Consider the following 15228-nt stretch of genomic DNA (forward strand, 5'->3'; position numbering starts at 1 on the left):
TTTGCGAAGTGGTTATGTCAAGGACGCCAGAGAAGCTCACTGAAAAAGCCTCGAAACCTAAGCAGAAAGCTCGTCAGAAGAAAGTATCAAACCCTGCCTCAACTGGTGGCCGTGGAGGTAACTTCGAGCGGCGCGTACAGGCCATGCGCCTTCTGGCGATGTGCCTAGGCATCCCGTGTGCGGGTGTCCGGGATAATTTCACTATTTCCAGCCTGCTATTCCAAGGGCGAGTGTTTGAGCACAATACCGACGATCTTGTGGTCTTTACTACAAGACAGAAAACGGGGCAGAAAGCACGACACAATTTGCAGATGAAACGCTCGCTCAAGGCGACCGCTAATGACACCTTCATTGAGTCGGTGGGCCTTGCTTGGCTTGACTTTAAGCGTGCCGAATTCAATCTAGGACTGGATGAGAACCTGATCGTCTACGATGCGACGAGCGCTTCTTCCATGAAAGGTGCGGTTGAGGTCGTGAACTTCGCAAGATCATCGACGAGCGCCGAAACCTGGCACACTAAAGTACATGCTGAAGACTTCAGCAATGCCAGCAATCGGAATGCTTACGCCGCTATCAAGTCGGCGGTCGAACAGTACAATAAAAAGCCTGTTGAGCCCGATGATCTGCACCAATTCGCAGTACATCTGAGCTTCATGTCGCATGACTTGGACTCCGACCGCACTACGGAGGTCGCAGGCCAAAAGCAGCTGATCAGCCAAGCCTTGCCGAGTCATGATGCCGGTGCCGTCTGGGCCCGGCTGATGGCAGCGTGTGCGGAACTAAATGGTCTTGCCGGCGAGATAGACCTCTCGACTGCCGCTCGCTACCTTGATGGACTAGCTGAAGAGTTTCAGCTCGTTAGGCTTCTGCGTACCAGTTTAGCAGCGGCCCAGGCTGGCACTCTAATCAGCAACCCCGAGGTGCATCAGCATCTCAAACCGTTAGCGGAAACCCTCTCCCCTCTTCTCACCGACCGCCAGTTACTGTCCAACGCACCCGCAGTCATTCACGATCTACCAGCCTCCCAAGCAAACTCCGCCAATTCGCTTTTCTCGCGCCAGTTAGATCGGGTCAAACAACTGCACAATGAACGTCAGTATCGGGAAGCGCTGGCGCAGCTGGAGACTCTTCAGGAAGACCTTGAGTCCTTTGATAGCCACCAAAAAGCACGGTGGTACTTTCTCAGAGGGATGTGCTACTGGCATCTGGCTGACGATGCTACGGCGGCCTCTGACCTGGAAATAGCTTTCTCCTACTACAACGAGGACGATCTGATCGCGGCAGGCAGTGTTCGGGCCCACCTGCTCAGAAATCAAGTTCAGGCTGCTCTAGAACTAGGCCAGGCCCTGCTGGTGCGTTTTCCTGATTCCTTTGCAGTCTGGCAGATCGTGACCAATGCGCGGGTCATGAACCAGGAGAAACTGACTCAGGAGGATATTCCCGCAGCGTTTCAGGACAAGTCGGGGGCGTGGCAAATGCTCGCCAGTTCCTTGGCAATTGCAGACGATGACGAGGGGGCGATCCGAGTCATCAAGACCGCGTTGGAGCAGTCCGATGCATCGATATTCATTGTTGAAAACTACCTGCGCATGGCTCTGCGCTTGGCGACCCAAAATGCGCTTCATGTGGAAAACCGGTGGCAGCCCAGGGATCGTCGCGACTCGCTAGCCGATGCCATCTCGCGCTTCGATGATCGTGAGAAAGTCCTATGGTCTGAACAGAGCGTAAGGGTTAAAACCGACATTGTGTTCCACCTCGCATATAGCTACCTACTGCTAGCCGAGCCGGCGCAGGCCTTGAGCATGATTGAGCAAGGTAGGCAAAGAGGTATTCCCGGCCATGAAGGCACGTTCAGGGTTGAGCTTGAAGCATTGAGTGATCTCAATCGTCAAGAAGAGGCCGTCACCCGATTCGCAGAGCAGATTGATAGTCTTCCCACTGACGCGCTGGTGTCGTTTGGCCAAGCGTGCTTGCACATGAATCGCGACGACCTCTTGCAAGCCTCCATCGCTGAATTGCCCCATCGTGCCGGGTCGGCCGCCAGCCCCCAATATGAGTTGGTTCAACAGGTCGACAGGATTCTGCATCACTTTCACTGGGAACTACTGCTTCGAAATAACCAGGCTGAGCGCGTCCGCGAAGAGCTCGCGGGGTTAGGCATAACTACAGGTAGCGACAGCATTCCACACCTGGTTTTCGCTGCTCGTGCCTACGCCAGCGATGTGGAAGTACGCAAACAGTATGAAAACCGGGTGGCTGAGTTAGCACTGGCCACCTCAGCGCCGCAGGACTTGTCTCTTGCCTCTCAATTGATGCTTACCTCCCATCGCTACGATGCTGTGATCGATATTCTTGAGCGCTTACTGCCCTCTGACGTCTTCACCCCCCTCCATGTCGATCTTATCCAATGCTACGCGGCCTTGGAGCAACGCGCGAAATTGCGTGACCTGCTCCAGTCGCTTTCGGAGGAATGGCGCATGTCCCCGGATGCGCGCCAGGCAGCATTGCACCTGTACAGCAACGCAGGCGATTGGCCAAGGATGCGGGAATTGGCCGAGCAAGCTGTGGCAGAGAGCCCCAGTGACGCCGCTGCATGGATGCTACTTGTCCAAGTAAGCGCCAACGTGAGCTCCGACGAGATGCAAGCTTGCGTGGCGAGGCTCCCCTACTCGCTCAACGGCTCGACGGAAATCCATTTACGCCTCGGCAGCATCGAAATCACGCATGGATACTTCGACAAAGGGATTGAGCGTATCTATCGAGCGATGCGCTGTAGTAGTGGTGATCTTGAAGCCGCAGCGTTGCATATGACGCTAATGATCATGCTAACCAAGGCTACGGATAGAGCGCATCAGGAGCCTGAAGAGATCGGCCCGGGAACGTCAGTGGAGCTTGAAGATGCCAGCGGCACTCGTGGCTACATCACTATCGACCTAGAAACCCAAGCACCTCTTCCCGCTGCATCAGAGTTTATTGCGCCAAACTCGCCGAAGGCCGCCGCTCTAATGGGACTGAAAGTGGGTCAGAGCGTGTCCTTTTCTAATTTGATTGGTGAACAGATCTTGGAGGTTAAACGGGTCATCACCATCCATCACCGGCTCCTTGAGCTATCCAACCAGCGGGTGACTACCTCTGTGATCCAGAGCGAGACGCTCACTTCGATGGCGATTCCGCGCGATGCTAAGGGCGACATCGACCTGTCCTTTTTCATCAAACAACTGGAGCAACGCAGAGTTCATGGTCAGCAGGCGCTCAGCCTTTACCAGCAGCACGTCGCGACCATTGGCCTGACTGCCAGAATGATTGGGGTGGATCTCATAGACCTTCTCCGGGGTTGGCCTGAAGAGGGGCCTTTACTGGAGATCACGTTTGAGAGTGGTGTCCCGGATAACCCATTTGAAACTGTTCCGAAAGATTTTGCGTGGGTGGTCGACCTGTCAATACTCGTTGAGCTGGCGACCCTCGGATTACTGGACGTTCTTGAGTACTTGCCAAAGGTCTACGTTAGCAGTGCTACCAAGCTCTCATTGGCGATGAAAATCGAAAAGACTTCCCGCTACCATGCGGGGGGCACGATGTTTTCACATGAAGGGAAGCTGGGCATTCAGCAGCAAACAGAGGAGAACTGGTTACAAGAGTGCGCCTTCCTTGAGGCAATCGAACTGGCCATTGATACCTATTGCCAGGTCGTTCCTGCCTATGGCCCCAGGTCATCAACAAAGCTGCCTATGCTGCAAGATATTCTGGCCGATGATGAATATGCGACCCTGCTGGTATGCTCGGAATATGGCTGTGGGTTGCTGTCCCTAGACGGTCGACTGCGACACCTGGCGCATACGATGGAAATCACAACGGCATCACCTCAAATGCTGCTCAGCCGTGTAGTTCAGGGCGGGTACATAACCCGCGCGGAGTATTCCCGCGCAATCATCAGGATGATCATTATCCGGCGTAATTTCATCGCTATCGACGCAAATGATCTCGTTGTTATGATGGATCAGGGCCTAGAATTCGCGAACCTTGGGCTCAACAGCCTTCGCAGCTATCTTGCTGCTCCTCTACTGACTTTCCAGACAGCTGTCCCGGTGATCACTGACTTCATATGCCGCATGTACACATCCGGCCGCTGTGACGTCGGTGTAATGCTACAACTGATCGACTACTGCTTTGAGGCCATGTTCCGGCACCCGGAGTGCCCCGAAGACTGGGATGTATATGGTTTGCAATTGCTGTTAATTACACTGCCACCTAGTCGACGCCAGAAGCTAATCTCCGAGGCTATCCGCATCAAGATATACCTCGCGAAGGAACGCTCCAACCGCCCTAGCAAGTCGATCTCCTTGACTGCTCAGATCATCTACGGCCGGATAGTTCCTTTCTATGTGACCAGCACGCCCAACACACTGGCGGCCGAGCTCATCCAAAACACTGCTACCCCACCGCTCATCCCGTCAGAAAGCGAAGCGACGCAGACTAGTACCAAGGCCAACTGAAGCAACTCAGCTCTATAGGCCTCTATATTTTCAGTACTTGGATAGATTCAGAAATTGATCCGCGCATTGGTAAGGTGCGCGGTCACAGCACGACAGCACGTTTGACTCAGTTCCAGGCAGCTACGCCCCAACCGATCAGCAAGGGGGATGAGCTGGCGAGATCATAACTGCTCCGAAATAAAGTCTTGAGCATGTTATGACTCACCAAAGTAATCGTCACGCGCAATCAGGCCAAAGCCGCCATCATCCGTGGGCTGCGCTTCGTCAAACATCGTTTGAATCCACCGCTGCTCGCGGAGATACAGCAAGGCACCAAAAAAGCATCCTTCGCAGAGCGTCACGCGATAATGCTCGCCATCATGGCGCGAGCCATAGCCCCAACGCGCAGAAAGTGTACCGAATTGCTCACCATAACCAGGCACCTGCGTACTTCTACCGCAAACTCCGCACCATGAGTCGTTCTGTATCCGATCAGTCATAGGCGTCACCGAGATCAAAAGAAAATGCGGCCAACCGTTTCGAGTGCGACCCTTTTCCTCATGCCCTCACCCAAGAGCACATAATCCGTGTTCAACGTCTGAAACAGGAAGCCATCACGGAACTCATGGAGCAGAGAGGTTCGGACAAGGTCACCAACGTCCCAGCGCCTCATGGAGTCGTATATGACTCTGTGAGAGAAGATGATCACAGGCTGGCGGCGTGTTTTTTCCAGCTCTGCAAGCTGTGCCGGCGTGACATTTAGGTCAATCCAGATCCAGTCTCTGACCAGGCAGAACTCGACGTTCAGGCGTTTGTTTCGCATGAACTTGAGTGCCTCGTCGTCGGTCATTTGAGAGCCCTCCATGCTCTCTCCATCACCGTTAAAGAGGTTCGTCAATGAATCGAGCTCGCTCATAGTCGTTTCACTTAGTGAACATGCCATAACGAATGGGATAGCCAAGCTGCCTCAAATTTTTCAGCAAGGTTTTCTATGGACTGGCGACCACCGCGTGCAAAGGATGCGATGACGAAGAACTCATCGTCACGAGTTTTGAGCATCCAACGATCTGGCGAAAAGAGCATGATCTGCATAATTTCTGTGCTGACCAGAAATTCGCCATTCCGATAGCCGAGTGCCTTGAACACATAGCCCTTCAGATGGAGGGACTCGATACGCGCATCAACAACATAACCAGAGATGACCTCAGGGAAGTCTTCAAGCATCGCGGCGGCGAGCATGACCATCTTTCGCTGGCTTTTCATAGGGCGGCCTACCCAGCTAGTCTGCCGAACAATTCGTCGATCTGAGCACCTACATCCCAGAGCTCACGCTTCATGTGTTCATGCTCACGGCTCAGGGCGTCGAGATCATGTAGTCCTTCATCAGCACGGGCTGAGAAATATCGCCCTGGGTTTAGCGCGAAGCCATTGCTTTCAAGCTCAGCGATACTCAGAAGCACAGCAGTGCCGTCAACAGGTTCACGTCGCGAGTACTGCTCCTGGATCTGTCGGATACCTGTTTGCGTGAGCGTGTTGAGGCTTTTTTCAGATGTGTAGAGCTTGCTGCCATCTACAAGCAGTACCGAGAGGCTTTGTCGTGACGACTTGAAGACAAGGATCGCGAGCGGACGTACGTCACTGCGATAAAGTTTTGGCGGGAGATAAATCACAGCGTCCAGTAGATTGGCCTGAATGATGCCCCGTCTGATTTCAGCATCTTTACCCGCTCGCAGCAGTGCGGCCTGATCTACAACTGCAATTGCCAAGCCGTGGTCTGGGCGCATACACGCGAGCATGTGCTGTATGAACGGCCACTCACCTTTCCCTTTCGAGGCTACACCGTATCTGAACCGACCAAATGGATCCCTAACGCCAAGCTCTGGATCCCATGCCTCGGCACCACCTGACAGGTCAGAAACTACTGAATCAAAAGCCTGAAGACTTACCCCATCAACAGGTGGCGACTTCAAGGCGTCTGCCTTTTCGAATGTAAGAGAATCGTGCTTGAAGAAAGCACGTAGCAGCCCATGCAGGATGTCCTCGTCAGCATAGGATTGGCCCAGCCCCCAAGCTGATGGGCTTGAGGTGGAAACGAGCTTGGCAATCAGTCGTCCATTCGCGCTGAGGGGGTCGTAGTAAGAGCGCCCTCCAGCCTGCTGGCTGATGCCTGCGATCACTTGGATTAGCTCCTCAGGGCAAGGCCTTGTCCCCTCATAAGAGCCATCAGCTTCAAGCGTTTGAAGGAGCATCTCCAGCAGCATTGGTCTTAGCAAGTCTTCCTCAGCTAATCCGCGTGCAATCGTACGGAAATACTCATGATGGGCGGCTAGCGAGCCGGTCTCCAGCGTGTAGATCCCTAGCTTTTTGCGGAGTGCATCGCCAAGCAACTTTGAGGTCTCGCCGACTTGCCAGGCAACACGGTCAAAGAATCTGTCATCAAACGACTCTGGCACTTCTTCCTTAGGCGAATCGCGGTGCCACAAGATCAGAAGGAATAGGTGCGTCGCAAGCTGCTTATAAGCCGGATTGGCCGTGAGCAACGCCAGAAGATTGATCTTACTCATACCGTTCCCATCCGAAGGATTTGGCTGGCAATCACCGCCATCTGTTGCTGCCTGGTTTTCATCAAAGTCTCAAAAAGAAGCTGCTCTTTTCGAGCGAGCGTGACTAATTGATGGAGCTGCTGCTGTGTAGCTTGATCAGTGAACACGACGGGGGTTGCGCTCAGGGTTGCCAGAGTGATGTGCCGTGTGTTGACGTCCGGCGTGTTCAGGTCGAAGTGGCGCTTAGCACCTACCTGGTTCAGTTGCCATGCGATGAAAGCAGAGCTGAACCGCTCGTCATGTACACGGATAACGAAGAAGTGCTGTGTGGAGACGACGCGATCAAATGGCATCTCCATCAGGCACACGGCGAAATTCTTCCGTCCCCGCGCTTGAAACACGATGTCCCCTGCCTGCAACCAATCAGGCTCTTTGCGACCCGCGAGGGTGCAGCGCTCTAGACCTGCCCAAGCGACTCCGCTCTGTTGATCAACATCGCGGATCTGAATCACTCGGTTCTCGGCATCCTGAGAAGGTGTGATAGCACCGCGAAACGCATGGCCTGCGCGGATTTCAGCGATTTCGGAGAGGGTCATCATCACACCTGCCGTTCTGTTCGATGCGGCTAATCCTAGCCTGCATCCTGACTGGAATCAACGCGATGATGCAGATTTTGCTTGACGGCCTTGGAAAGGTTCGTAGTATTGCATCAACGCGATGATGTCTAGGTTGAAAGATGAAGCCCAAGCAAAAACCTAAGGGTGTGTGGTCGAAGCCGATCAGGCATTTCTACTCGGTCAAGAACCTGGCCAGGTTTTGGTGTGAAAGCTTGCTGGAGAGGGATGCCCTGCTAGCCCTAGAGTTTGATGAGGCGGTTGAGTCTTATAAGGCGCAACCCGTGTCATTTGCATATACCGCAATTAACGGAAAACCCGCGAGATATACACCAGATCAACTCGTTAAGTTCAAGGATGACCGTGGCTATCAGTTCCGAGAGATCAAAATGGCTAAACGCATCGACGATGCCCTGCAAGAAAAAATGGCGTGGATTCGTCGACACATAAATGATGCTTGTGGTGTAGGTCTAGAGATTGTCACAGATGAAGACATCCGGTTGGGCGATTCAATTTTCAACATGAATATGCTTTATCCTTACAAGAGAGTTTTTATCAATCGGTCTGAAGTGGCAAAAATAAAGAAAGGAATGCCACAAGACATTAGTTTCTCGGAGCTAAAAGAATATCTAAGACGACTGGGATTTCCTGATACGACACCATTCGCACTTTTGGCTAATGGCGAATTTCGGTTCGATTTTTCTATACGCCTGACCGAGCAAACAGCCCTTATCAAGGTGTAGCTATGCAAAATCTATATGTGGATTGCTTGCTTTCCTATGAGGGGCGAACCGGCAATCTTCGCCTCTTTGATGGCGATCTTGCCGTAATAAAATTTAGTGATGGAAAGGTGGAGAGCTTCACTCCAGAGGAACTGGAGCGTGCACGATCAGATGGGAAGCTTCATTTGTTCAGGACTCCTACTTACAATCCGTGCCACATAAAGACCAGCACAGAGCAGGATGAAGAAATTGCACGCATGACTGCTTATTGCAGTGCACTGAAGCTTGAGGCAAAGCCCTGTGCAAAAGGCGTTCGGGAACTCGTCACAGCTCGCATCTCATATCTTATCTCGGATAGCAATCCGCCGAGCATTTCCAATCTGCATAGAATTTACACGAAATGGATTGCTGCCAGCGAGAACATGGCTGAAGTCCTTTTTGGTGGTAAGAGACTCCGGAACCCATCTATCGCCGATGAAGTATTTGACCTAATGGATATGGTCATAAAAAAGGAATATCTCACCGAAGATAAACCTTCGATGCATCGCGTATATTTGATCTTTTCTGCAAAATACGCTACCAGAGGATACATTGCACCTTGCCCATCTCTCTCAACCTTTGAACGCCGTATTCGCGAGCTTGATCGCATCAGCGTGATTGCATGCCGGTACGGAAAAAGTGCAGCTAGGCATGAGGCTAGATCTACCAACTCTAAAATTGAAATCGACAGAATCCTGCAACGTGCAGAGCTTGATACGGCGCATTTCAATGTCGGGCTAAAAAACAAATTCGGCAAATTTATAGGAAAGCCTAGCATCTACTTTGTCGTTGACGCCTACTCGCGCGTCGTACTGGGTTACGCCATTCACGTTGGCAAGCCGCGAGAAACTTCTGCCTGTGTAATCCATACGCTTCGATATGCTATTTCACGAAAGAATGACCCGCTATATCCATATTGCGGAATACCCGCGCGGGTGGTCATCGACCAAGGCGCTGCATATATCTCTGCTGACACCATGCGGTTTTTTGACAACTTGAAAGTCGAAGTGGATTGCACTGGCACCAAAATGGGTTGGGGCAAGCCCATCGTGGAGCGATTCATTGGCACGACCCGTACAGGCCTATTTCAGGGGCTAAAGGGCTATTTGGGGAAGCCGGATAACAGATATAAGTCTGACTCCAGCATAAAGTCCTCTGCGAAGCACACTTTTTCTGAATTCAGGAAATTGTTTAGTGAGTTAATTATCAAGTACCACAACCAGCCACATTCTGGATTGAATGGCCGAACCCCTGCCGAAGTTTGGCGTGAAAGCGCCTCAAAATATCCCCCGGTAATGGTTGATGAGATTGGGAATGACAACTTGCTGCGCGGTCTACGCGAAGAACATAACCTCGCTCATGTGAAGGGAATTACCTGTGACTATCAGGTTTTCAACAGTGACGAGCTTCAAGAAATTTATCATCGATCACAACGAAACCAAAAACCTCATAAAAGAGATGAAGTTAAGGTTACTGCATACCGTGACCCGCTAGATGCCAGTGCCATTAGCGTTGTAGACCCTTTTACAAATCGGATTCTGGAGGTTCCAAATATTCTAGGGAGCAAGACCTCGGGACTTTCATTTTCAGAACTTCGCGTGGGGCGAATTTATCGCACGACGAAGGATGAATCGCCCACATGGGATGACGGTATCCGTGAGGGCTATAGCGATCCTGAAAAGCCACGCCGTAAGGGGCCAGACATACCACTCAACTCAGCGGGGACACCTATCGACCTTGAAACACTGCTGAAGTCACCCGTCGAAGAATACTCAATAGACAACATTTGTGCTGTTTCACCCATTATTGATGAGGATGACGACTATGCAATCACCATCGAATAATGCTCCAAGCCGAAAGCCGCACACGGAAGCATTCTTGCAGCTAACGATTCGAAACCAGCAGTTTGACCTGGCGTATCAAGCGATTAGTCGGTGCCATAAAACTGCCGGCCTGAAGCCAAAAAGCATGATGCTGCTTGGAGCCAGCGGAGCTGGTAAATCGACTTTGCTTCACTTATATCGCAAGGCGTTTCCAGATGCTGAGTTGGAAGACAGAACGCTGCGTCCAATCCTCTATATTTCACTGCCGTCCCGAGTCACTGTAAACGACATTCTCAGCGGATTGCTTGAGGCTTGCGGCGATCCCGAGCCTCAGAAAGGTACGGCCAGGTCACTATTGAATCGTCTTTACGGCCTGACAAAATCACTGGGTGTTCAGTTAATCATCATCGATGAAATTCAACATGTGCTCCCCGAGCACACCCACCGGCGGACGCAAGAAGCAGCTGACATGATCAAAAGCATCATGGATCGAAGCCTAATTCCTTTTGTCCTGGCCGGACTTCCCCATGGCAATCGAATTTTGACTGACACCGTCAAAGGTAAGCACAGTGAAGATCAGCTGATTCGTAGGTTTAACGCTTCTGTCCAGCTTAAACCTCCTGCTCTAGGATCAAATGCTTGGAAGAATCTCATGGCTGTATATCAGAAAACCATTGGCGTTCCATGCATCAACCTGAGCAGTGACGAGATGCTGAAGCGGTTCTATCTCGCCAGTAACGGGCTCCATGGATTCATTGCCAACGTGCTTGAACATTCTCTCGAAAGCACTGACGGGAATGAACAGATCTGCATAACTCATTTGTCGGAGGCATTCGACGTCAGCAGTTGCGCAGATTTGATAGAAAATCCTTTCAAGATGTCCCTGCCTCAAGTCGAGCGGGCCCTGGCGTTGCGGGCTAATGTCTGAGCTGCGACTTCTCCCGGTACGCCTTCGCCCCGAACCCGGTGAGCATTTTTCTGCTTATCTACTGCGCTTGGCTGTGGCTAATGGGCGCAGCTCTGTAAAGGAGCTGTTTTCTACCCTGAGAATTGGTGGCAGCAAAGCACAAAACCATCAATCGCCTGATACCCAGGCAGCGTTGGCAGGATGGTTAGGCCTGAGTCCGGCAGAGCTGAGTGGCTATGTCGTTCGAGATGAGATTCTCGCCAAAGTTACAGCACATGACTCCGCGCGAATTTACCGAAACCTTGAGCTTCGAGTTCCCCGAATCTGTACGGCCTGCCTTCGGGAGAAAAAACGGATCCCAGCATATTTTGGTCAGTTGCCATTCACTCATTGCTATGAGCATCGTCATAATTTGATTCATGCCTGCCCGCACTGCAATGACCAGTTTGAGTGGTCAGAAGAGCTGTTCGAATGCCGTTGCCCTTCGTGCAACGTCACCCTCTTAGGCTCTACTAGCCCGGTCACGCTGCCGGCGTATGCTTCAGAGCTACACGTACGCTTGTCAGACCAGCGTGGGCTCAACCATTTCATTCGCGATCTGCTACTAGCCCTTCAATGCGTCCTTGAGCCGCTGAGCAGTGATCTTTCTGTTCGTGAGAGGCCGCCCACAGAAGTCGCTCGCTGGCCTCTGCTTCTGGGTCAGGCGTACGCCTTGCTCAATGATTCAACGGCGATGGAGTCATGGGCCGAAGCTTGTCGAGCACACAGATCACCCACTGCTGCCATTGGAGCATCAGCCGTTTACCTGCCGATTTATGCGCTGAAAGAAAAACTAGCGCTGCCCTGGCCTCTGCGGGATTTCGATTGTTCTGCGGGGCGGAGATCGCTCAATGGGCGAACTGAAGAGAGCCCAACATTGTTGGCGCCAGTTGATCATCGGTTGCTGTCACAAGTCCTGGGATGTGAGCCTGCTCAGATCCTGCCGTTGATTGAGTCGTCTTCCCTTCAGGGGCTCATCGGCCACAGATCTGTTCGGGACGCCTGTTTTGATCTAGTTACATTGGCCAAGCAGATTGAACAGCTGGAGACAGTCGCTTCTGGCCAGATCATCGATATGGTGCATGCTGCGCGAATCGCATCAGCGCATGGCGGCCATATGGGGCATGTACTGGCCGGCATCCTGTTAAAAGAAATTCCATTCCGTCCCAAGTCAGATCGTAAAGCTTTGCTTGATGGGGCTTTTGTCGGAGTTGACGGTTTGTTGGCCTGGATGGCGAAGCATCTCGCTTCGCTGGAGACTGCTCACTGCACGCTACTGGACACAATCGCTATTACAGGGATGAACAAGCAAGAAATCACTACGGCTTGCTCCCTAGGGCTGATCAAGCCACTGGGCTGGAAACGTGAACTTTGTTTCCAGGGTGGCGAGATTAGTCGACTGCTCAGCAGCCATATCTCAATAAAACGGTGGTCGAAGATATCAGGGATTCCTGCTCGTCGGGCATTGGCAAGCCTCACTGGATCCTCTTTCGAGGCCGCCATTGGGGGCGTTCTTTACAGCCGCACCGAAGAGCTAGATTCCTGGCTGAATCGCTTCACAAGCCGCTGAAGTCATTGCAGCCCGCAGGGCATCACTTCTGGCTCGACTGAGCTAATTCCACCCTTCTAGAGCCCCTTAGCATCAAGGCTAACGGCCTACATCCCTCATTTGGCCAGTATTGACAAATTGTTAATGCGCGGCCACTCTCGCTCAGTGAAAGTCCATCCGGCAGACTCTGCGTGGCCGCCGCCAACACGGCTTTCAGGAAATTCTCCACTTAGATGATTTTCGCAATGAAAATCTCGCGATAGCTGACGTTTTCGGCCACAGAAAATCTCATGCTAGATGCATAAGTCATTAATTATCCAGTGACTTATATTCTCCAGTTAGCTGACGTACGACAGGCGGCTGTCTGATCTGCTTGTTACTACGTCCGCCCGCTCATCAGGAATGATGAACTTTGCGCGACCTTTCTGCTTCGAATCCAAACGACTCTGTTTAATCAGGAGTCGCTTTGTTTGTGGCATCCCCACATCCGCACACTTACATAACGTAGATAAGCGCCAATGAGCTTCAGTACGTGGATGCTGGTGATGGGCACCCTGTTATTGATTCTCGGACTGGCCTCAACCTTTGTGCGGCTTTTGCCGGTTACAACCTCAACGCTTTATCTGGCATTCGGCCTAGCGATAGGCCCGCTCGGCTTAGGCATCTGGCAGCAGGATTTATTGGATATTTCCACCTGGTTGGAACACTTGGCGGAAATCGCTGTGCTGATTTCGTTGTTTATTGGCGGGCTAAAACTGCGTCTGCCGTTTCGCGCCCCTGAATGGCAAGCCGCTTGGTTGCTCGCAGGTCCGGTGCTCCTCGGCACCATTCTCAGACGTTAATTGCCCACTATCTATTCGGTCTGAGCTGGGGGCTATCACTGTTAATAGCGGCGATTCTCTCGCCTACCGATCCGGTGCTGGCCAGCCTGGTGCAGGTCAGTCACGCTGGGGACGAGGATCGCGTGCGTTATGCCATCTCGGGTGAAGCTGGACTGAACGACGGCATTGCCTTTCCTTTTGTAATCGCCGCGTTATTAGTTCTTCAGTTTAGTGCCCAGGCGCCCTTAAGCCCTCTGCGTGAGGCGTTCGACTGGTTTTTGATCTATGTCGTGTGGGCCGTTCCCGTGAGCTTGTTACTGGGCTATATGCTGGGACGTAACGTTGGCCGGCTGGTCATTCACCTACGTGCCCGCCAGACCGACACAACCATATCAGCCAATGATTTCCTCGCACTGGCCTTGATCGCCCTTTCCTATGTGGGTGCAGAAAGCATCGGAGGTTGGGGCTTTCTCGCGACTTTTGCCGCTGGGCTGGGCCTACGGCATGCCGAAGTGACTGCTAGCCAAGGACATGAGCAGCCCGCAGAAAAGCGGACGAGCAATTCAATGACTCGTGAAGAAGGCCAGACGCACGGAGATATCGAGTTTGGCGAAGACAAGGATGAGCATCCCAAGGTGGCCGCTGGAGCCCTGATGATGGACATCTTGTCATTTGGCAGCTTGCTGGAGCGTATCCTGGAAGTGCTGATGGTGACCATTCTCGGCGCCCTGCTCTATCAGCACTGGGACTGGCGCGCACTGCCTCTGGGATTGGCACTATTCTGCGTGGCGCGTCCGGGCATGGTGTTACTGCTGATCGGAGGTCGGCTAATGCCACCGTCGCATCGACTGTTGATTGGATGGTTCGGCATTCGCGGCATTGGCAGCCTGTATTACCTGAGCTATTCGATCAATACGGAGCTGCCAGCGACAGTGGCGCAAACAGCCAGCGATCTGGTGCTGGGTGTGGTGGCCATGAGCATCGTATTGCACGGGCTAACCAGCCAGCCGTTGCTGGATTATTACGAACGCCTCAAGCGCCGAACATAAATGACGCAGTCTGAGCTGGGCAACTAATCGCGATCCAATAAGTGGAAGCTGGGCAACGCGACATGCCAGCGAATGGCAGCCAGACGAATCAGCAGCACCGTGAGCATGGCCACACCGGTATCCAGCCAATGTGGCGTATCGAGGGCGCGCATGCCGATAAACACCACTGCGCCGGCTATGCAGGCGGTGGCGTAGATTTCCTTCTGAAAGATCAGCGGGATCTCATTGCAGATCACATCGCGCATCACTCCGCCGGCGACACCGGTCATCACGCCCATGATTACAGCAGTGCTATGCGGAACGTTGTGCTGCATAGCGACCTCTGTGCCGATCACGGTAAACACCGCCAGCCCGAAGGCATCCGCCAGTAACAGACCTTTCTCGTGAATCGGCTGAGTCATGCGTACCCAGACGACCGTAGCCACGGCCGCCAGTGATGCGACAACGATATACAGGTCATTGCGAATCCAGCTGACTGGATGGTTGTCCAGAATCACATCACGCAGCGTACCGCCGCCCAGTGCAGTGACGATGGCAATCACCAGCACGCCGAACAGGTCCATGGACTTGCGCCCGGCCATCAGCGCGCCGGTTATGGCGAATACCGCCACGCCGAAAAGATCAGCCAGATAGAACAGTTGAGCCATGCT

At 52.7% G+C, this 15228-nt stretch carries 11 protein-coding genes and 1 pseudogene; 6 read left to right on the forward strand and 6 right to left on the reverse strand.

The window, feature by feature from the left end; genetic code table 11:
• Nucleotides 1-14 precede the first annotated feature (14 nt).
• Nucleotides 15-4493, forward strand: a complete 4479-nt coding sequence (locus ALTER154_RS10715) for a GreA/GreB family elongation factor (RefSeq protein ID WP_160086901.1) — start codon at nucleotides 15-17, stop codon at nucleotides 4491-4493.
• A 194-nt stretch (nucleotides 4494-4687) separates the two neighbouring features.
• Here the strand turns inward: ALTER154_RS10715 and ALTER154_RS10720 are convergent, their stop codons facing one another.
• Genes ALTER154_RS10720 through ALTER154_RS10740 form a run of 5 tightly spaced genes read right to left on the reverse strand, consistent with a single transcriptional unit; the run spans nucleotide 4688 to nucleotide 7611 of the window.
• Nucleotides 4688-4972, reverse strand: coding sequence for a hypothetical protein (locus tag ALTER154_RS10720; protein WP_160086903.1), 285 nt, complete (start codon nucleotides 4970-4972; stop codon nucleotides 4688-4690).
• 14 nt (nucleotides 4973-4986) lie between these two features.
• Complete coding sequence (locus ALTER154_RS10725) at nucleotides 4987-5388, reverse strand: hypothetical protein (RefSeq protein ID WP_160086905.1); 402 nt, start codon at nucleotides 5386-5388, stop codon at nucleotides 4987-4989.
• Between the two features lie 11 nt (nucleotides 5389-5399).
• Entirely contained in the window at nucleotides 5400-5735 is a 336-nt protein-coding gene (locus ALTER154_RS10730) for a hypothetical protein (protein WP_160086907.1), read from the reverse strand.
• An 8-nt stretch (nucleotides 5736-5743) separates the two neighbouring features.
• The gene (locus ALTER154_RS10735) at nucleotides 5744-7036 is read right to left on the reverse strand and encodes an N-6 DNA methylase (RefSeq protein WP_160086909.1); all 1293 of its coding nucleotides are present in this window, start codon (nucleotides 7034-7036) and stop codon (nucleotides 5744-5746) included.
• Nucleotides 7033-7611, reverse strand: a complete 579-nt coding sequence (locus ALTER154_RS10740) for a hypothetical protein (protein ID WP_160086911.1) — start codon at nucleotides 7609-7611, stop codon at nucleotides 7033-7035. The genes ALTER154_RS10735 and ALTER154_RS10740 overlap by 4 nt, the downstream gene beginning before the upstream one ends.
• Before the next feature lie 140 nt (nucleotides 7612-7751).
• Between ALTER154_RS10740 and ALTER154_RS10745 the strand changes: the two genes are divergently transcribed.
• The 5 genes and pseudogenes from ALTER154_RS10745 (at nucleotide 7752) to ALTER154_RS10765 (ending at nucleotide 14578) form a co-directional block, all read left to right on the forward strand.
• Nucleotides 7752-8372, forward strand: coding sequence for a TnsA endonuclease N-terminal domain-containing protein (locus ALTER154_RS10745; RefSeq protein WP_160086913.1), 621 nt, complete (start codon nucleotides 7752-7754; stop codon nucleotides 8370-8372).
• Nucleotides 8373-8374: 2 nt separating this feature from the next.
• Nucleotides 8375-10234: a DNA-binding domain-containing protein gene (locus ALTER154_RS10750; protein WP_160086915.1), complete on the forward strand. Its 1860-nt coding sequence runs from the start codon at nucleotides 8375-8377 to the stop codon at nucleotides 10232-10234.
• The gene (locus tag ALTER154_RS10755) at nucleotides 10215-11141 is read left to right on the forward strand and encodes a TniB family NTP-binding protein (RefSeq protein ID WP_160086917.1); all 927 of its coding nucleotides are present in this window, start codon (nucleotides 10215-10217) and stop codon (nucleotides 11139-11141) included. Before ALTER154_RS10750 ends, ALTER154_RS10755 begins: the two co-directional genes overlap by 20 nt.
• Nucleotides 11134-12729 carry a TniQ family protein gene (locus tag ALTER154_RS10760; RefSeq protein WP_160086919.1) on the forward strand — a complete coding sequence of 532 codons (1596 nt, stop codon included), beginning with the start codon at nucleotides 11134-11136 and terminating at the stop codon, nucleotides 12727-12729. Before ALTER154_RS10755 ends, ALTER154_RS10760 begins: the two co-directional genes overlap by 8 nt.
• Before the next feature lie 497 nt (nucleotides 12730-13226).
• Nucleotides 13227-14578, forward strand: a pseudogene (locus tag ALTER154_RS10765) (cation:proton antiporter).
• 23 nt (nucleotides 14579-14601) lie between these two features.
• On the opposite strand, the gene ALTER154_RS10770 reads toward ALTER154_RS10765, so the two are convergent.
• A complete protein-coding gene (locus tag ALTER154_RS10770) occupies nucleotides 14602-15225 on the reverse strand; it encodes a trimeric intracellular cation channel family protein (protein ID WP_090253798.1) in 624 nt (207 codons plus the stop codon).
• Nucleotides 15226-15228 lie beyond the last annotated feature (3 nt).

It is taken from the genome of Pseudomonas sp. 9AZ (assembly GCF_902506525.1).
Classification (GTDB): Bacteria; Pseudomonadota; Gammaproteobacteria; order Pseudomonadales; family Pseudomonadaceae; genus Aquipseudomonas; species Aquipseudomonas peli.

What these genes read in the sequence shown, in the direction of transcription:
- ALTER154_RS10745 (WP_160086913.1), top strand. Translation starts at nt 7,752, where the DNA reads ATGAAGCCCAAGCAAAAACCTAAGGGTGTGTGGTCGAAGCCGATCAGG.
- ALTER154_RS10770 (WP_090253798.1), bottom strand. Translation starts at nt 15,225, where the DNA reads ATGGCTCAACTGTTCTATCTGGCTGATCTTTTCGGCGTGGCGGTATTC.
- ALTER154_RS10730 (WP_160086907.1), bottom strand. Translation starts at nt 5,735, where the DNA reads ATGAAAAGCCAGCGAAAGATGGTCATGCTCGCCGCCGCGATGCTTGAA.
- ALTER154_RS10715 (WP_160086901.1), top strand. Translation starts at nt 15, where the DNA reads ATGTCAAGGACGCCAGAGAAGCTCACTGAAAAAGCCTCGAAACCTAAG.
- ALTER154_RS10750 (WP_160086915.1), top strand. Translation starts at nt 8,375, where the DNA reads ATGCAAAATCTATATGTGGATTGCTTGCTTTCCTATGAGGGGCGAACC.
- ALTER154_RS10735 (WP_160086909.1), bottom strand. Translation starts at nt 7,036, where the DNA reads ATGAGTAAGATCAATCTTCTGGCGTTGCTCACGGCCAATCCGGCTTAT.
- ALTER154_RS10725 (WP_160086905.1), bottom strand. Translation starts at nt 5,388, where the DNA reads ATGAGCGAGCTCGATTCATTGACGAACCTCTTTAACGGTGATGGAGAG.
- ALTER154_RS10760 (WP_160086919.1), top strand. Translation starts at nt 11,134, where the DNA reads ATGTCTGAGCTGCGACTTCTCCCGGTACGCCTTCGCCCCGAACCCGGT.
- ALTER154_RS10740 (WP_160086911.1), bottom strand. Translation starts at nt 7,611, where the DNA reads ATGACCCTCTCCGAAATCGCTGAAATCCGCGCAGGCCATGCGTTTCGC.
- ALTER154_RS10755 (WP_160086917.1), top strand. Translation starts at nt 10,215, where the DNA reads ATGCAATCACCATCGAATAATGCTCCAAGCCGAAAGCCGCACACGGAA.
- ALTER154_RS10720 (WP_160086903.1), bottom strand. Translation starts at nt 4,972, where the DNA reads ATGACTGATCGGATACAGAACGACTCATGGTGCGGAGTTTGCGGTAGA.